A 16,590-nucleotide genomic window follows, 5' to 3' on the forward strand; every position below is an offset into this window, starting at 1 on the left:
GTACCCGGCGGCGGTGCGCGGCACGCCGCAGGCGGTGCGGCCGGCGGCGTAGAGGCCGGGGATGGGGCGCTTGTCGAGCGTGAGGACTTCGCCGGTGGGGAGTGTGTCGAGGCCGCCGAGGGTGAAGTAGGGGTAGAGGGCGCCGTGGCCGGGGGTGCAGTCGAGCGCGGCGTAGGGCGGGGCGAGGGGCTTGAGCCACTCGGGGCTCTTGTGGAAGAGGGGGTCTTCGCCGCGCGCGGCGTGCGCGTTGTAGTAGTCGACGGTGTGGCGGAGCATGGCGGGGTCGAGGCCGATCTCGGCGGCGAGCTCTTCGATCGTCTCGCCGGTGCCGGCGACGGGCGCGTTCAGGAATGCGGGGCGCTGGTAGTCGTCGTGGCTCACGATCAGGAAGATCGCGCGGCCGAGCTGGCGCAGGGCGTGGTGCGCGAGGCGCGCGTGGTAGACGTCCTCGTTGATGAAGCGCTGGGCCTGGGCGTTCACGAAGATGCCGTAGGTGAGCGAGGCGGGCGGGTAGAAGGGCAGGGTGATGAAGCCCTCGCTCATGTGCAGCAGCGCGGCGCCGACGCCTTGGCCCATGCGGATGCCCGCTCCCGTGTCGCCGGGATTTCCGATCGGGATGTTCCCGGACGCGAGCAGGCGCGGGGCGTGGGTCGCGAGCATTGCGCGGTTCATCGCGAAGCCGCCCGCGCACAGGATCACACCGCGGCGCGCGCGGACATTGCGCTCCTGGCCGTCGATTCGCGCCACCAATCCGTGTACGGCGCCGTCCGCGTCCGCGATCAGCGTCAGCGCGCGGGCGTCGTACTCGACGCGGATCGGGCGCCGCTCGACGTTCGCGGTGAGCACGCCCATCAGCATCGGGCCGCCGTGGTCGCCTTCGACCTGCAGGTTGTGGCCGCGCGGGCAGGGCGCGGCGAGCTCGCGGAACGGCCAGGCCTTCTCGTTTCCGGTGTAGAGCAGGCAGTCGTCGGTGGTCGCCATGATCGCGCGCTGGCGGTACTCGCTGTCTTTGTACTTCGCGCCGAGCGAGACGAGCCAGTCGAAGTGGCCGAGGCTGCCCTCGCAGTAGGCGCGGATCCGCGCTTCGTCGGCGAGCTCGCCCTGCGCGGCCATCAGGAAGTCGAACATCGCCTCGGTCGTGTCGCGGTAGCCGCAGGCGTTCTGCACGCGCGTGCCGCCGCTTCCGCCCATGTAGATCTCGGCGCTCGAGAGCGCCGTCGAGCCGCCGCTCGCGGAGGCGGACTCGAAGATGCACACCACGGCTCCCGCATCCGAAGCCTCGATCGCGGCGCACGCGCCCGCGCCGCCGAAGCCGACGATCGCGACGTCGGTGTCGATGTCCCAGCGCTCGATCTGCTCGAGCCGGCGCGGCCGGGTCGCCAGGGTCTCGGAGTTCTCGCTCATCGTCGCTTCGCCCCTCGCCGTCTGGAGTGTGGCCGGGAAGTGTTGTACCAGCCTTCGCCAGGATGAAGCGATCCGGACTGCGCGCGCTCTCGGTGGCCCTGCTCGGGGGCGCGCTGCTCGCCTGCGCGGCGGTCGGCGTGGGCGTGACCCCGGCCAGGCTCGAGGGCGCGCGCTGGACGCTCGCGAGCCTGGGCGCGGATCGCGCGCCGATCGCCGAGACGCAGACCGAGGCCTATCTCGAGTTCGGCTCCGTGCCGGGCCGGGTGAGCGGATCGGGCGGCTGCAACCGGCTCAGCTGCAGCTACGCGCTTCGCGGCGACGAGATCGAGCTCGGCGCGGTCGCCGCGACGCGCATGGCGTGCGAGCGCGGCATGGACACCGAGGACGCCCTGGGCGCGGCGCTCGACGCGACCGCGAAGTGGGCGATCGTCGACGGAACGCTCGAGCTCCACAGTGCCGATGGCCGCCTGCTCGCGACCTTCACCGGTCGAACACTCTAGAGCGATCTGCACCTCGGAGTGAAACGCTTCACAGCCCGGCCCGCCGCGCGCGGCGAGATTGGGGTCGTCTTCCAAACGCACGACCGCGAGGAGACGATCATGAGCCGCTTCGAGAACATCGCGTTCGCTCTGCTGATGGCGGGCTGGATGCTCCTGGATGGCCTCTACGTCCTGAGCACGATCGCGCTGCCGTAGTCGATCCGCGTAGAATGGGCCGCACGAGGAGACGTGATGGCCCAGGGACGCACGATCGAGACCGGCACCGAACACCTGCTCGCGCGAGTCGAAGACCGCATAGCGTGGCTCACCATGAACCGGCCGGAGCGGCGCAACGCGCTCTCCGACGAGATGCTCGCGGGCCTGGCGCTCGCGCTTCGCGAGGCCGAGTCCGCCACCGACGTGGCCTGCGTGGTGCTGACCGGCGCGGGCGGCGCGTTCTGCGCGGGCGGCGACGTGAAGGGCATGGCCGAGGCATCGGCGGGCGGGGCCGGGCGCGCCGCGCTCACGCTCGACGAGCGCATCCACCGCCAGCGGCTCAGCCAGCGCGAGACCGCGGGCCGGATCTGGCGCATGCCCAAGCCTGTGATCGCGGCGCTTCCCGGCGCGGCGGCGGGCGCGGGGCTCTCGCTCGCGCTCGCCTGCGACCTGCGCGTGGCCGCGGAGAGCGCGATCCTGACCACGGCGTTCGCGAAGGTCGGCTTCAGCGGCGACTACGGCGGCACGTTCTTCCTCACGCAGCTCATCGGCGCCGCGAAGGCGCGCGAGCTGTACCTGCTCTCCGACCGCGTCGACGCGAAGGAGGCCGAGCGCCTGGGCCTGGTGAACCGCGTCGTCGCCGACGCCGCGCTCGAGAGCGAGACACGCGCGCTCGCGCAGCGGCTCGCCAGCGGCGCGACGATCGCCTTCCGCTACATGAAGGAGAACATCGGGCGCGCGCTCACTGGCGCGTCGCTCGAGGAGTGTCTCGACATGGAGGCCACGCACCACGTGCACACGGGCCTGACGCAGGACCACCGCGACGCCGCGCAGGCCTTCGTCGAGAAGCGCACGCCGGTGTTCAAGGGGCGCTGACGGACCGACGGGGGGAGCCGATGCAGGATCTGGCGTTCTCGCTCTGCGACGAGTTCGGCCCGGCGAAGATCGTGCACGTGCACGAGCCGCGCATCGGGCTTCGCGGCACGCTGGTGGTCGACAACACCGCGGCCGGCCCGTCGATCGGCGGCCTGCGCATGGCGCCGGACGTGAGCACCGAGGAGTGCTTCCGGCTCGCGCGCGCGATGACGCTGAAGAACGCGGCGGCCGGCCTGCCGCACGGCGGCGGCAAGTCGGTGCTCTACGGCGATCCGCGCATGCCGCGCGAGCGCAAGGAGGAGCTGATCCGCGCCTTCGCCTGCGCGCTTCGCGGCTGCGACGACTACATCTTCGGGCCCGACATGGGCACCGACGAGACCGCGATGGCCTGGGTGCGCGACGAGATCGGCCGCGCGGTCGGCCTGCCGCGCGAGCTCGGCGGGATTCCGCTCGACGAGCTCGGCGCCACCGGCTTCGGCCTGCGCCACGCGGCGGAGGTCGCGGCGCGCCACGTCGGCCTGTCGCTCGCGGGCGCGCGCGTGGCGGTGCAGGGCTTCGGCTCGGTGGGCCTGCACGCGTCGCGATTCCTGGTCGAGCAGGGCGCGCGCATCGTGGCTGTGAGCGACTCGGCCGGCGCGATCGCCGACCCCGCCGGGCTCGACGTCGCCGCGCTCGCCGAGCTGAAGCGCGCGGGCAAGAGCGTGGCCGAGCACTCCTCGGGCACGCGCATCTCGGCCGAGGAGCTGGTCGGCGTGGAGTGCGAGATCTGGATCCCCGCCGCGCGGCCGGACGTGATCGACGCTGCGAGCGCGCCGCGCCTTCGCGCGAAGCTCGTGATCGCGGGCGCGAACATCCCCATCACGGCCGACGCCGAGCGCATGCTGCACGAGCGCGGCGTGGTCTGCGTGCCGGACTTCATCGCCAACGCGGGCGGGGTGATCTGCGCGGCCATGGAGTACCGCGGCGCGACGCAGTCGGCCGCGTTCGATGCGATCGCGGAGCGGATCCGCGCCAACACGGCGGCCGTGCTCGAGTCCGCCTCGCGAAAGCAAGTGCAGCCGCGGCAGGCCGCGGTCGAGCTCGCGCGCGAGCGCGTGGCCCGCGCGATGGCGACGCGCCGCTGGTCGATCTTCTGAGAGGGGCAGGGGGATGTACCGGATCCGCCTCCACGGCCGCGGCGGTCAGGGCATCCAGACCGGGGCGCGCATCCTCGCCAGCGCCCTGTTCGTCGAGGGCTTCGAGACGCAGGACTCGCCGCTGTACGGCGCCGAGCGGCGCGGCGCGCCGGTGTCGGCAACCGTGCGCGCAGCGCGCGCGCCGATCCGCGAGCGCGGCCTTCCGGCGCGCGCGGACCTGATCGCCGTCGGCGACGAGTCTCTGCTCGGCGTCGCGGCAGCGGGCGTGCTGCGCGACGCGGACGAGCGGAGCTGGCTCCTGATCCGCAGCGGTGTCGCGGCGGAGATCTGGCGCTCCAGGCTGGGCCGCTCGGAGCGAGTCGCGACCTTCGCGCTCGAGGTCGAAGAGGGCGCGGAGCTTCCGCTCGTGGGCGCGGCGTGCGCGGGCGCGGCGGCGCGTATGCTCGGCGTGGTCTCTCGCGCATCGCTGGAAAGCGCGCTCGAGCGCGAGCTGGCCGCGCTCTCCGCGCAAGCGCGCGCGGCGAGCGCGGCGCGCGCGTTCGCGGCCTGGGACGAGCTCGCCGCGCTCGCCGGCTGCGTAACGGAGGAGCCCGCACCGATCGGCGCGCCGCTTCCGCGGCCGGACTGGGTCGACGTCCCGCTCGATCCCGCGGACGTCGCCGCGCCGGACATCCGCGTGCCGCTCACCAGCGTGCAGGTTCGCACGGGCCTCTGGCGCACGCTTCGTCCGGTGATCGACGACGCGCTCTGCCGCCGCTGCTCCTGGCTCTGCAGCAGCTTCTGCCCCGACGGCGCGATCTCGATCGATCCCGACGGCCGGCCGTGCATCGACTACGACCACTGCAAGGGCTGCCTCGTCTGCGCGGCGGTCTGCCCGCCGCACGCGATCCGCGTCGAGCGCGAGGCCGGACGCGCGACCGAGCCGGAGAAGGTCGGATGAGCCGCGTCCTGCTCAGCGGCAACGCAGCGATCGCGTGGGGCGCGCGGCTCGCGGGCGTCGACTACGTGCCCGCGTTCCCGATCACGCCGCAGACCGAGATCATCGAGACGCTGGCGGGCTGGATCGGGTCGAACGAGCTCGACGCGCGAACGGTCATGTTCGAGTCCGAGCACTCCATGCTCACCGCTGCTGGCGCCGCGGCCTCGACGGGCGTGCGCGTCTTCACCGCGACCTCGAGCCAGGGGCTGCTCTACGCGATGGAGATGCTGTATTCGGTCGCGGGCTGGCGCGCGCCGTTCGTGCTGGTGAACGTGTCGCGCGCGGTGGCGGCGCCGGTCACGTTGCACAGCGACCACGGCGACGTGCTCGCGGCGCGCGACTCGGGCTTCCTGCAGCTGCACGCGGCGACCTGCCAGGAGGCGCTCGACCTGGTGCTGCTCGGCTACCGCACCGCGGAGCACCCGGACGTGCGCCTGCCGGCGCTGGTGAACCTGGACGGCTTCCTGCTCTCGTTCACGCGCGAGCCGGTCGAGCTTCCGGATCCAGAGCTCGCGCGCCGCTTCGTCGGAGCTTTCGAGCCCGGCGCGTCCGCGTTCCGCGCCAGCCGCCCGGTGAGCCAGGCGGTCGCGGTGCTCGGCGGCGGGCCGTACTCGTACTTCCGCTACGAGATGCACCGCGCCTCCGAGCACGCGGGCACCGTGTTCGCGGACGCCGCAATCGAGCTCGAGGCCGCGACGGGTCGCGCGAACGACGCCGTCGAGTGTTACCGCAGCGACGACGCAGAGGTCGTCTTCTTCCTGATCGGCTCGCTCTCCACCACTGCCAAGGACGCGGTGGACCGGCTGCGCGAATCGGGGACGCGCGCCGGGCTGGTGCGCCCGCGGCTGCTGCGGCCGTTTCCGACCGCGGCGCTGCGAAGCGCGCTCCACGGGCGAAGAGCCGTCGCCGTCGTCGACCAGGACCTCTCGATCGGCTCCGGCGGCGTGCTGCACGCCGAGCTCGCTGGCGCGCTGCACGGGCAGGCCGGCGCGCCGCTGCTCGCGAGCTTCATCGGCGGGCTCGGCGGCCGGCGCGTGGGCGTGGACGAGCTCTGCTCCATCTCGGGCGAGGCGCTCGAGGCCGCGAGCGCCGGCCGGCCGCCCGCGCCGCGGCTGCTCTACACCGAGGCGGAGCTGCGCGAGGTGCGAAAGCTCCAGGCGATCGCGCACGAGGAGCGACACCGATGAGCGACGCGGACGAGCCGACCCGCTACCGCCGCATGCAGGACCTTCCCTCGACGCACCTGCTCGGCTCCGGCACCTCGCTCTGCGCCGGCTGCGGGGGGCTCGGCGCGTTCCGCGAGCTGTACGAAGTGCTCGGCGAGCGCACGGTCGTGGTGAACGCGGCCGGCTGCATGAGCCTGCTCGCGACGCACCCGTTCACGCCGTTTCGCGGCTCGTGGCTGTACTCCGCGATGGCCTCGGCGCCGGCCGGCGCGCAGGGCGTGCGCGACGCGCTCGACATCCTGATCGCCAAGCGGCGCATCCCCGCCGACGAGGACCTCGACGTCGTCGTGCTCACCGGCGACGGCGCGGCGTCGGGCATGGGCCTCTCGGCGACCTCGGCCGCGATCGATCGCGGGCTCGACTTCATCTACCTCTGCTACGACAACGAGGGCTACGGGAACACCGGCCAGCAGAGCTCCGCGTCGACGCCGCACGGCGCGCGCACCGCCACCGACCGCGGGCCGCGCGGCTACCCGGGCGTGAAGAAGGACCTGTTCGCGCTCTGGGTCGCGAACCGCCCGGCGTACGCGGCGACGATCATCGCCGCCGAGCCGGTCGACCTGGCGCGAAAGGTCGAGAAGGCGAAGCGCATGAAGGGGCCGCGGCTGCTGCTCGCGCTCGCGCCGTGTCCGCCCGGCTGGGGCTTCGACCCGAAGGACTCGATCGAGATCGGAAGGCTCGCGGTCCGCACCGGCGTCTGGCCGCTGCTCGAGTACGCGGACGGCCGGGTCGTCCGCACCAAGCACTACGAGCCGCGACTTCCCGTCGAGCGGTATCTCGAGCGACAGCGCCGCTTCGCGCATCTCTTCGAGCCGCGCCGCGACGAGCAGACGCTCGCAGCGATCCAGACTGCGGTCGACGAGGCCTGCGCGCGCGTGACGTGATCGCCTGAACGCAAACGGGCCCGGAGGTCGCCCTCCGGGCCCGTGCCCGAGTCACCCGAAGTGACTCGTCCGGATCACATGTCCATGCCGCCCATTCCGCCCATGCCTCCGGGCATGCCGCCAGCGGCCGCGCCCTTCTTCTCGGGCTTGTCGGCGATCATCGCCTCGGTAGTGAGCAGCAGGCCCGCCACGCTCGCTGCGTTCTGCAGCGCGCAGCGCACGACCTTGGTCGGGTCGATCACGCCGGCCTTCAGCAGGTCGCCGTACTGCTCGGTCGCCGCGTTGAAGCCGTACGCGCCCTTCTCGTTGCGGACGCGCTCGACCACCACGGAGCCCTCGTGGCCGGCGTTCTCGGCGATCCGCCGCAGCGGCGCCTCGATCGCGCGGCGCACGATCGCGACTCCCGCGCGCTGGTCGTCCGAGATCCCCTGCTCGACCTTCGACAGCACGCCCTGCGCGCGGAGCAGCGCGACGCCGCCGCCGGGCACGATGCCCTCCTCGATCGCCGCGCGGGTCGCGTGCAGCGCGTCCTCGACGCGCGCCTTCTTCTCCTTCATCTCGGCCTCGGTCGCCGCGCCGACGCGCACGATCGCGACGCCGCCCGCGAGCTTGGCCAGGCGCTCCTGCAGCTTCTCCTTGTCGTAGTCCGAGGTGGTGTCCTCGATCTGCTTGCGCATCTGGTTGCAGCGGCCCTCGATGTCCTTCTTCGCGCCGGCGCCGCCCACGATCGTCGTGTTGTCCTTGTCGATCGTGACCTTCTTCGCGCGGCCCAGATCCTTCAGCGTCAGGCTCTCGAGCTTGATGCCGAGCTCCTCCGCGACCAGCCGTCCGCCGGTCAGGATCGCGATGTCCTCGAGCATCGCCTTGCGGCGATCGCCGAAGCCGGGCGCCTTCACCGCCGCCGTGTGCAGCGTGCCGCGGATCTTGTTCACGACCAGGGTCGCGAGCGCCTCGCCCTCGATCTCCTCGGCCACGATCAGCAGCTGCTCACCGCTCTTCGCCACCTGCTCGAGCAGGGGCAGAAGGTCCTTCATGCTCGAGATCTTCTTCTCGTGCAGGAGGATGCGCGGGTTCTCGAGCTCGACCGTCATGCGGTCGGGGTTGGTCACGAAGTAGGGCGAGAGGTAGCCGCGGTCGAACTGCATGCCCTCGACGGTCTCGAGCTCGGTCGTCATCGACTTCGCTTCCTCGACCGTGATCACGCCTTCCTTGCCGACCTTCTGCATGGCCTCGGCCAGGATCTTGCCGATCGACTCGTCCGAGTTCGCCGAGATCGTGCCGACCTGAGCGATTTCATCGGAGTTGCGCGTCGGCTTCGAGATGTTCTTCAGCTCCTCGACGATCGCGGCCACGGCCTTGTCGATGCCGCGCTTGAGCTCCATCGGCGAGGACCCGGCCGCCACGAGCTTCGTGCCTTCCTTGAAGATCGCCTGCGCGAGCACGGTCGCGGTGGTGGTTCCGTCGCCCGCGACGTCGGAGGTCTTGCTCGCGACCTCCTTCACCATCTGGGCGCCCATGTTCTCGTACTTGCCCTCGAGCTCGATCGCCTTGGCCACCGTCACGCCGTCCTTGGTGACGGTCGGCGAGCCGAAGCTCTTCTCGATGATGACGTTTCGCCCCTTGGGACCGAGCGTCACCGCGACGGCCTGGGCCATCGTGTTCACGCCATCGAGGAGCCGGGCGCGGGCCTCCTCGTCGAAGCAGATCATCTTTGCGGACATCGATTCGCTCTCCTATTCCAGAATCGCGAGGACGTCTTCCTCGCGAACGATCAAGTGTTCGTCGCCGTCGATCTTCACATCGCTGCCGCCATACTTGCTGAACAGGATGCGATCTCCGGGCTTCACGCCCATCGGCTGACGCTTGCCGTCGTCGCCGATCTTCCCGGCTCCCACGGCCACGACCTTGCCCTCCTGGGGCTTCTCCTTGGCGGTGTCGGGGATGATGATGCCACCGGCGGTCTTCGTCTCGGCGTCGAGGCGCTGGACGAGGATCCGGTCATGCAGGGGCCGAACCTTCACGGTCACTCTCCTTGGCTTGGTTGTAAGACGCGTGCCTTGGCTAGGAACTGCCCGCTCGGCTGTCAAGCCGACCGCGGGATTCTGTTACCCTCCGGCCCGCCCCCAGGAAGGAACCTGCCATCCCGCGGATCGTGACCAGGGTCGCTAGCGTCGGCGCGGAGCTCTGGGCGGCCCTCGGGAGCCTGGCCCGCGGCCGAGCCTCGGCGCGGGAGCTCGCGCTCCTGTACCTGGGACTGCTCTTCGCGGCGGTCGCGCTGGGCGCGCTGCGCTGGCCGATCGTCGCGGTCGACACCGACCTCTGGTACCACCTGAACGCCGGGCGGCAGATCGCGGCGAACGGCGCGATTCCGAGCTCGGCCTTCTTCTCGTTCCTGCGCCCGACCCCGTCCTGGCTCGACTACTACTGGCTGACCCAGCTCGGCCTGTACGGGGTGCATGCGCTGGGCGGGCCCGTGGGGCTGGTTCTGCTGCGGGCGGTGCTGGCGCTGGTCACGCTGGGGTTCGCGCTCGCGCTGCTTCGCGCGGATCGCGCGCCCGAGAGCCTGCCCTGGGGGGCGTTCGTCTTCACGCTGGCCGGGCTCTACGTGCTGGAGCGCTTCACCGCGATCCGCCCGCACGCCGCGAGCTACCTGCTGATCGCGGTCTTCCTGTACCTGCTCGAGTCGCGCCGCGCGCTCTGGGCGCTGCCGGGGCTCGCGATCGCCTGGGTGAACCTGCACGGGATCGAGTACCCGGTGATGGAGCTGATCCTCGGCGCGTATCTGGCCGAAGCGCTGCTCGCGCGGGTCGGAGCGGCGCCCGAGACGCGGGCCGCGACGCCGCGCGCGCTGGTTCCGGTTCTGCTCGCGATGCTCTGCGTGCTCGCGACGCCCCACGGCCTGTCACTTCTGGCGACGCCGTTTACAGAGGTCTCGTTCGCGGGGCAGTACATCGAGGAGCTGCGGCCGGTCGACCCGGCGTCGCTCTTCCTGCTCTCGCAGACCGGGCTGCTCGTCACGCAGACCACGCTGCGCAGCCTGCTGCTTCTGCTCGCGGCGGCGGCGTGTCTGGCCAGCCTGCGCCGCGCGACGCTTCGGCCCGCACACCTGCTGCTTCTCGCGGGCGGATCGGTGCTGCTGCTGCGCATGCAGCGCTTCTCGATCGAGTTCGTGCTGCTCGCGCTCCCGCTGCTCGGCGCGTTCCGGCCGCCGACGCTCTCGCTCGGGGCGCTTCCGCGCTGGCTCGCGCTCGGGCTCGCCGCGCTTCTCGCGTGCCTGCCGTTTCGCTACCTCGCGGAAGTCCTCGACACGCGCTGCGCGTTTCCGCTCTGCGCGCGCGAGCTGCCGGACGGGGCGGTCGCGTTCCTCGACCGCGTCGGCGCGACCGGCGACGTGCTGAATCACCCCAACGACGGCGGCTACCTGGAGTGGGAGCTGTTTCCGCGCCAGAAGATCTTCGTCGATCTGCAGACGCCGTTCCTGTTTCCCGACGCGGCGATCTTCGCGGCGGACCAGGCGTTCCAGGATCCGGTCGTGTTCGGGTCGCTGGTCGCTTCGTACCGGCCGGGCTTTCTCGTCGTGCCCCGCGAGATGCGCGGCTTTCCCGCGATCGCCGCGGGCTTTCCCGACTACGCGCCGGTCTTCGTCGACGACGCGAGCGTGCTGTTCGCCAGCCAATCGCAGAATCCCGAGCTGGTCGAGCGCTACCGGCTGCGCGAGATCGATCCCTTCGCGCTCGACGTGGTCGGCCCGCTCGAGGACCCGAACACGCTCTCGCGCGCGGCGGTCGAGCTGCGTCGCATGAGCGAGATCCACCCGGGGGGAGGGCGCGTGGGGATCTTCGAGGGCGTGATCGCGCTCGAGCGCGGCGACACCGACACCGCTCTGCGTCGCGCGGCCGAGCTCGCGGCGATCCACGGCGATCGACCCGAGCCGGACCGCCTGCGCGCGGACGCGCTGTACCGCGCCCGCCGCTTCGCCGAGGCCGCGGACGCGTACCGGCAGGCGATCTCGCGTCTGGGCAGCGATCCCGGCGCGAATTCGCAGCGGCCGTACCTGGAGGGGCAGCTCTGGGGCTCGCTGGTCGAGCTCGGCCGATTCGAGGAGGCCTGGCGCGCCGCGCGCCGCGCGATCCCCGACATCTACGCGCCGGGCATCGGCGCGAAGCAGCTCGGGGCGCTCGGCCGGGTCGCGCTGCAGAGCGGGCGGACGCACGAGGGGCGGCAGCTGCTCGAGTTCGCGCTGCAGAAGACGCCGCCGGAGGACGCGTCCTATCGCGCCTGGATCGAGCAGCAGCTCGCGGCGAGTGCGGGGGCGCCTTGAGCCCGTCGTCGGCCGCGCCTCCGCTCCGCATCGCGCTGCTCTCCGGGATGATCCTGGTGCTGGAGCTCGCGTTCATCCGCCAGGTCCCCGCCGAGGTCCGCGCGATCTCGTACTTCACGAACCTGATGTTCACCGCGGGATTCTCGGGGATGGGCCTCGGCTGCATCCTGCAGCGGCAGCGCTCGCTCGCGCCCGCGCTTCCGCTCGGCCTCCTGCTCGTCTTCGGCTTCATCCTGCTCGGCCGCGGCATCGTGATCCACGCCGACGCCGCACACGTGCACTACTTCCTGCAGTACCCGGAGCTGCAGGGGCGGGCGCGGGAGCTCGCGCTGTTTCCCGCCGCCGCGGCGGTGTTCGTGTTCGCGGCGATCCCGTTCGTCGCGCTCGGGCAGGCGCTGGCGCGCGCGATGGACGAGCACTCGCGGCTGGTCGCGTATGGCTGGGATCTGGCGGGCAGCCTCGCGGGCACGCTGGTCTTCGCCGCGAGCTCCGGGCTGCAGCTGCCGCCGTGGATCTGGCCGATCGCGGTCGGCTTCGCCTGGGCGCTCGTCTTCGAGCGCGCGGTCTTGCGCCGGGCGCTCTTCGCGCTCGCCGGGCTGCCGTTCCTGTACTTCGCGTTCTCCGCGCAGGAGTCGGCCTGGAGCCCGTACTACTACGTGCAGCACGAGAAGAGCGCCGAAGGCCTGCGCGTGTACGTGAACTCGAGCTTCCACCAGCTCGCGATCGACTGGAGCGACGACTCGCCCGAGGCGCGCGGGCTGCAGAAAGTCATGCTGAAGCGCTTCGGCGTGCCATACGACGTGTACCGCGACATGCACGACGGCCGCGCGCCGCGAAAGGTGCTCGTGCTCGGCGCCGGCACCGGCAACGACGTGCAGGTCGCGCTGCTGAACCAGGCCGAGGAGGTCGTCGCGGTCGAGATCGATCCGGTGATCCTCTCGCTCGGCCGCGAGCGCAATCCCGCGCGACCGTACGCCGACCCGCGCGTGCGAGCCGTGGTCGACGACGCGCGCCACTTCTTGCGCACCAGCGGCGAGCGCTTCGACCTGATCGTCTTCGGCACGCTCGACTCGCAGGTGCTGCTCAGCAGCTCGGCGAACCTGCGCCTGGAGAACTACGTGTACACGCGCGAGGCGCTCGCGGACGCGCGCAACCTGCTCGCGGATCGCGGCGTGGTCGGGCTGTACTACTCGGTGTTCCAGCCCTGGCTCTACGAGCGGATCTTCGCCACGGTGCGCCAGGCGTTCGGCGACCAGTCGATGCTGATCTTCGACCGCGAGAGCTTCCTGTTCAACACGGTGATCGTCGCGACGAAGGGCGAGAACACCTTCACCGGGCACTCCGAGATCCTGGCGCGCTACGGCCACGGGCTCCCCGCGAGCGACGACTGGCCGTTCGTCTATCTGGAGCGCCCGACGATCGCGCCGGTGTACCTGAAGCTCGCCGCGGTGGTCGCGGGCGTGATGCTGCTAGCCTTCGCGCTGCTGCGCCGGCTGCACCCGGTTCGCGGCATGCACGCGGAGTTCCTGCTGCTCGGCGTAGGCTTCACGCTGGTCGAGTCGAGCTCGATCGTGCGGCTCGCGCTGCTGTTCGGCTCGACCTGGACCGTGAACGTGGTCGTCTTCGCTTCGGTTCTGCTCACGGTCTTCCTGGCGAACCTGAGCGTGCTCCGGAAGATCGCGCCGCCGCTCGGCCTGGCCTGGGCGGGCCTGTTCGCGTCGATCGCCCTCAACTACGCGTTTCCGCTGCCGCTGCTCTTCGAGCTCGGCGCGGGCGCGCGCGCGCTCGCCTGCGCGGGGCTGATCGGGCTGCCGGTCTACTGCGCGGGAATCTGCTTCAGCCGGCTCTTCGAGCGCCAGCCGGTCACGGGCTACCCGCTCGGCATCAACCTGATCGGAGCGATGGGCGGCGGGCTGCTGGAGTACGCCTCGATGGCGATCGGAATGCGCGGCATCTGGCTCGTGGCGCTGGCGATCTACGGGCTCGCGCTCGCAGCCTCGCGGCTCTCGGCGCGGCGCGCCTGAGACCGCTTCTAGAGCGCGTCCTCGCCTCGTTCGCCGGTGCGGATGCGAACCGCCTCGAGCACCGGCGACATGAAGATCTTGCCGTCGCCGATGCGCCCGGTGTTCGCCGCCTTGCGGATCGTCTCGACGACCAGGTCGGCGCGCCCGTCCGAGACCACGACCTCGAGCTCGATCTTCGGCAGCAGGTCGACCACGTACTCCGCGCCTCGGTACAGCTCGGTGTGGCCTTTCTGACGGCCGAAGCCCCGAACTTCCGAAACGGTCATTCCCTCGATCCCGATCTTGGTCAGCGCGTCGCGCACCTCGTCGAGCTTGAAGGGCTTGATCACGGCCTTGATCATCTTCACGGCGATACTCCTTGCGTTCCCTGGTGGAGATTCAGGCGTGTCGCGTCTGGGCAGATGCAGCGTAGCCTTCCCCCGCGAGAGGGGAAGCCGCGCTGCCGCCGCCGATGCTCGAGCCAGAGCCGAGAGAGTATGCGCTCTCGCTGTGCTGCGAAACGTCCAGGCCCTCGTACTCGTCCTCGTCCGCGACCCGCAGGCCGAGCGTGAGCTTCAGCCCGTAGAGGATCACGAACGTGAGCGCCGGGGCATACACCGCCGTGAACCCGATCGATTTCAGCTGCACCATCACCTGCTGCGCGTTCGTCTCGATCCCGCTGCCGAGCGACGTGGCGAACAGGCCCGTCGCCAGCGCCCCCCAGGTGCCGCCCAGCCCGTGCACGCCGAACGCGTCGAGCGAGTCGTCGTAGCCGAGCATCGGCTTCACGAACGTCACCGCGCAGTAGCAGATCGCCGACACGCCGAATCCGATCGCGATCGCGCCCAGCGGCGAGACGTTGCCACAGGCCGGGGTGATCGCGACCAGGCCGGCGACCGCGGCGGTCGCCGCGCCCAGCGCCGTGGGCTTGCCGCGGTGCATCCACTCGATCGCGGCCCAGGTCAGCACCGCCATCGATGCGGCGGTGCTGGTGTTGAGCAGGGCCAGCGCCGCGAGCGGCGTCGCGGAGAGCGCGCTGCCGGCGTTGAAGCCGAACCAGCCGGCCCAGAGCAGCCCCGCGCCGATCAGACACAGCGGAAGGCTGTGCGGCGGCATCGGCTCGCGCCCGAAGCCCCTGCGCTTGCCGAGCATGATCGCCGCCACCAGCGCCGAGAACCCGCTCGACATGTGCACGACCAGGCCGCCCGCGAAGTCGATCGCGCCGGCGTTGAAGATCCAGCCGCCGCCCCAGACCATGTACGCGAGCGGGCAGTAGACCGCGAGCAGCCAGATCGCGATGAAGACGAGGAAGCTCGAGAACTTCATCCGCTCGACGACCGCGCCCAGGATCAGCGCGGGCGTGATGATCGCGAACATGCCTTGGAACATCACGAAGATGTACTCGGGAATGTGTCGCACCGGCGTGGTGCCGTAGTTCGCGATCACCGAGTCGAGGTCGATCCCCGCGAGCCCCGCCTTGGCGAAGTTCCCGATGAACGCGCCGCCGCCGCTCGAGAACGAGAGGCTGTAGCCCGCGACGACCCAGAGCACGCCGACGACACCCGCGGCGATGAAGCACTGCATGAAGACGTTCAGCACGTTCTTCGCGCGCACCAGCCCGCCGTAGAAGAGCGCCAGACCCGGCAGCGTCATCATCAGCACCAGGCCCGTCGCCGCGAGCAGCCAGGCGGTGTCGCCGGCGTTCGCGACCGCGGGCGCAGCCTCGGCCGCCTCTTGCGCGTGTACGGCTGCGGCGCCCAGAAGCGTCGCGGCCAGCGCCGCGCCGCTCGCGCCGATCGTTCGCATGAAGTCCCTGCTGCGTGACCCGCTCATGTGGTGCTCCCTCCGAGGGCTCTCTCGACCCCGGAGCGACGGAGAGCAAGGGCCGTGCCGTTCCGCGGCGGCGCGCTCGCATCGTCCCGCAGCAGCGACTGCCCAGATCCCGGGCAGCCGCGCCGCGAAGCTGGGCACGCGATGGCGCCGCTACCCTGCCTAGCGGTAGCCCTCGACGACCGGCCGGCGCGGAAGCCGCCACCAGACCTGATCGCAGAGCCGGGCGAGATCGGCGTCGAGATCGAGCTCGGCACCGGCCAGCGTCGCGTCGAGCTGCTCCGGCCGGCTCGCGCCGACGATCGCGGAGGTGACTCCGGGCTGCGCGAGCACCCACGCGACGGCGACCGACGCGAGCGCGAGCCCGCGCTCCGCGACCGCGCGCGCGAGGTCCGCGACCGCTTCGAGCTGGGCCTCGTCCCAGTAGCGCTTCTGGTACATCTCGCCCGCGCCGCGGATCGTGAAGCGGGTGCCCGCGCGCGGCGCCTCGTGCGCGGAGTACTTGCCCGAGAGCAGCCCGCCGGCGATCGGGTTGTAGACGATCACGCCGAGCTGCTCCTGGCGCGCCCAGGGCAGGAGCTCCGTCTCGATCTCGCGGTAGAGCAGGTTGTAGCGCGGCTGCAGCGTCTCGTAGCGCGCGAGCCCGAGCTCGCGCGCGCAACGGGCGGAATCGGCGAGCCGGAACAGCGGGTAGTTCGAGCAGCCGACGTAGCGGACCTTGCCCGCGCGCACGAGGTCGTCGAGCGCGCGAAGCGTCTCGTCGATCGGCGTGTGCGGGTCGGGAAAGTGCGTCTGGTACAGGTCGATCACGTCGGTGCGCAGCCGGCGCAGGCTCGCCTCGACGGCGCGCTGGATGTGGAAGCGCGAGAGGCCGGAGTCGTTCGGGCCTTCGCCCATCTTGCCGCGGCACTTCGTGGCCAGGAACACGCGTGCGCGCGCGCAGCGCGACTCGAGCCAGCGCCCGATGATCTCCTCGGTGATTCCGGTCTGCTCGACACGCGCGCCGAGCGGGTACACGTCGGCGGTGTCGAGGAAGTCGAGGCCGGCCTCGAAGGCGCGGTCCAGGATCGCAAGCGAGGTCGGCTCGTCCGCCTGCAGGCCGAACTGAACCACCCCGGGTTCCCCGGAGACTCGATTAGTTGAGTCCGGCCTCCATGACCGGAGCTTCTTCTCGTCCCGCATAGTACTTCGCCTCGAGCTCGACTGGCGGGATGTCCCCGATCGAGCTGAGCAGCC

Annotated in this window: 14 protein-coding genes; 8 read left to right on the forward strand and 6 right to left on the reverse strand. The window is 71.4% G+C overall.

Translation table 11 applies throughout. The annotated features are described in order from the left end of the window. On the reverse strand, positions 1-1,404 hold a 1,404-nt coding region (locus tag FJ108_14660; protein ID MBM4337124.1), incomplete at its 3' end, for an FAD-dependent oxidoreductase. 62 nt (positions 1,405-1,466) lie between these two features. Between FJ108_14660 and FJ108_14665 the strand changes: the two genes are divergently transcribed. The 6 genes from FJ108_14665 to FJ108_14690 all read left to right on the forward strand — a co-directional run bounded on the left by FJ108_14665 (position 1,467) and on the right by FJ108_14690 (position 7,200). Next, complete coding sequence (locus tag FJ108_14665) at positions 1,467-1,904, forward strand: META domain-containing protein (GenBank protein ID MBM4337125.1); 438 nt, start codon at positions 1,467-1,469, stop codon at positions 1,902-1,904. A gap of 231 nt (positions 1,905-2,135) precedes the next feature. Next, complete coding sequence (locus FJ108_14670) at positions 2,136-2,975, forward strand: enoyl-CoA hydratase (GenBank protein ID MBM4337126.1); 840 nt, start codon at positions 2,136-2,138, stop codon at positions 2,973-2,975. A 20-nt stretch (positions 2,976-2,995) separates the two neighbouring features. Then, complete coding sequence (locus FJ108_14675; GenBank protein ID MBM4337127.1) at positions 2,996-4,111, forward strand: Glu/Leu/Phe/Val dehydrogenase; 1,116 nt, start codon at positions 2,996-2,998, stop codon at positions 4,109-4,111. Between the two features lie 13 nt (positions 4,112-4,124). Continuing rightward, positions 4,125-5,051: a hypothetical protein gene (locus tag FJ108_14680; GenBank protein ID MBM4337128.1), complete on the forward strand. Its 927-nt coding sequence runs from the start codon at positions 4,125-4,127 to the stop codon at positions 5,049-5,051. Next, the gene (locus FJ108_14685) at positions 5,048-6,277 is read left to right on the forward strand and encodes a pyruvate synthase (protein MBM4337129.1); all 1,230 of its coding nucleotides are present in this window, start codon (positions 5,048-5,050) and stop codon (positions 6,275-6,277) included. Before FJ108_14680 ends, FJ108_14685 begins: the two co-directional genes overlap by 4 nt. Then, positions 6,274-7,200, forward strand: coding sequence for a pyruvate synthase (locus tag FJ108_14690; GenBank protein ID MBM4337130.1), 927 nt, complete (start codon positions 6,274-6,276; stop codon positions 7,198-7,200). The genes FJ108_14685 and FJ108_14690 overlap by 4 nt, the downstream gene beginning before the upstream one ends. A 74-nt stretch (positions 7,201-7,274) precedes the next feature. On the opposite strand, the gene groL is transcribed toward FJ108_14690, so the two are convergent. After that, positions 7,275-8,921 (reverse strand): chaperonin GroEL, encoded by a 1,647-nt coding sequence (gene groL / locus FJ108_14695; protein MBM4337131.1) that lies wholly within the window; start codon positions 8,919-8,921, stop codon positions 7,275-7,277. A 12-nt stretch (positions 8,922-8,933) separates the two neighbouring features. Further along, positions 8,934-9,221, reverse strand: coding sequence for a co-chaperone GroES (locus FJ108_14700; protein ID MBM4337132.1), 288 nt, complete (start codon positions 9,219-9,221; stop codon positions 8,934-8,936). Between the two features lie 131 nt (positions 9,222-9,352). Between FJ108_14700 and FJ108_14705 the strand changes: the two genes are divergently transcribed. Together FJ108_14705 and FJ108_14710 are read left to right on the forward strand one after the other, a co-directional pair. Then, positions 9,353-11,521, forward strand: a complete 2,169-nt coding sequence (locus FJ108_14705; GenBank protein MBM4337133.1) for a hypothetical protein — start codon at positions 9,353-9,355, stop codon at positions 11,519-11,521. Continuing rightward, positions 11,518-13,545, forward strand: a complete 2,028-nt coding sequence (locus tag FJ108_14710) for a hypothetical protein (protein ID MBM4337134.1) — start codon at positions 11,518-11,520, stop codon at positions 13,543-13,545. Before FJ108_14705 ends, FJ108_14710 begins: the two co-directional genes overlap by 4 nt. A gap of 8 nt (positions 13,546-13,553) precedes the next feature. Here the strand turns inward: FJ108_14710 and FJ108_14715 are convergent, their stop codons facing one another. The 3 genes from FJ108_14715 to FJ108_14725 form a co-directional block, all read right to left on the reverse strand. Continuing rightward, the gene (locus tag FJ108_14715) at positions 13,554-13,892 is read right to left on the reverse strand and encodes a P-II family nitrogen regulator (GenBank protein ID MBM4337135.1); all 339 of its coding nucleotides are present in this window, start codon (positions 13,890-13,892) and stop codon (positions 13,554-13,556) included. A gap of 31 nt (positions 13,893-13,923) precedes the next feature. Beyond that, complete coding sequence (locus tag FJ108_14720) at positions 13,924-15,330, reverse strand: ammonium transporter (protein ID MBM4337136.1); 1,407 nt, start codon at positions 15,328-15,330, stop codon at positions 13,924-13,926. A 186-nt stretch (positions 15,331-15,516) separates the two neighbouring features. Continuing rightward, positions 15,517-16,536: an aldo/keto reductase gene (locus tag FJ108_14725; GenBank protein MBM4337137.1), complete on the reverse strand. Its 1,020-nt coding sequence runs from the start codon at positions 16,534-16,536 to the stop codon at positions 15,517-15,519. Between the last annotated feature and the right edge of the window lie 54 nt (positions 16,537-16,590).

It is taken from the genome of Deltaproteobacteria bacterium (assembly GCA_016875225.1).
GTDB lineage: Bacteria > Myxococcota_A > UBA9160 > SZUA-336 > SZUA-336 > VGRW01.

What these genes read in the sequence shown, in the direction of transcription:
- FJ108_14665 (MBM4337125.1), top strand. Translation starts at nt 1,467, where the DNA reads ATGAAGCGATCCGGACTGCGCGCGCTCTCGGTGGCCCTGCTCGGGGGC.
- FJ108_14670 (MBM4337126.1), top strand. Translation starts at nt 2,136, where the DNA reads ATGGCCCAGGGACGCACGATCGAGACCGGCACCGAACACCTGCTCGCG.
- FJ108_14675 (MBM4337127.1), top strand. Translation starts at nt 2,996, where the DNA reads ATGCAGGATCTGGCGTTCTCGCTCTGCGACGAGTTCGGCCCGGCGAAG.
- FJ108_14680 (MBM4337128.1), top strand. Translation starts at nt 4,125, where the DNA reads ATGTACCGGATCCGCCTCCACGGCCGCGGCGGTCAGGGCATCCAGACC.
- FJ108_14685 (MBM4337129.1), top strand. Translation starts at nt 5,048, where the DNA reads ATGAGCCGCGTCCTGCTCAGCGGCAACGCAGCGATCGCGTGGGGCGCG.
- FJ108_14690 (MBM4337130.1), top strand. Translation starts at nt 6,274, where the DNA reads ATGAGCGACGCGGACGAGCCGACCCGCTACCGCCGCATGCAGGACCTT.
- groL (MBM4337131.1), bottom strand. Translation starts at nt 8,921, where the DNA reads ATGTCCGCAAAGATGATCTGCTTCGACGAGGAGGCCCGCGCCCGGCTC.
- FJ108_14720 (MBM4337136.1), bottom strand. Translation starts at nt 15,330, where the DNA reads ATGCGAACGATCGGCGCGAGCGGCGCGGCGCTGGCCGCGACGCTTCTG.
- FJ108_14725 (MBM4337137.1), bottom strand. Translation starts at nt 16,536, where the DNA reads ATGCGGGACGAGAAGAAGCTCCGGTCATGGAGGCCGGACTCAACTAAT.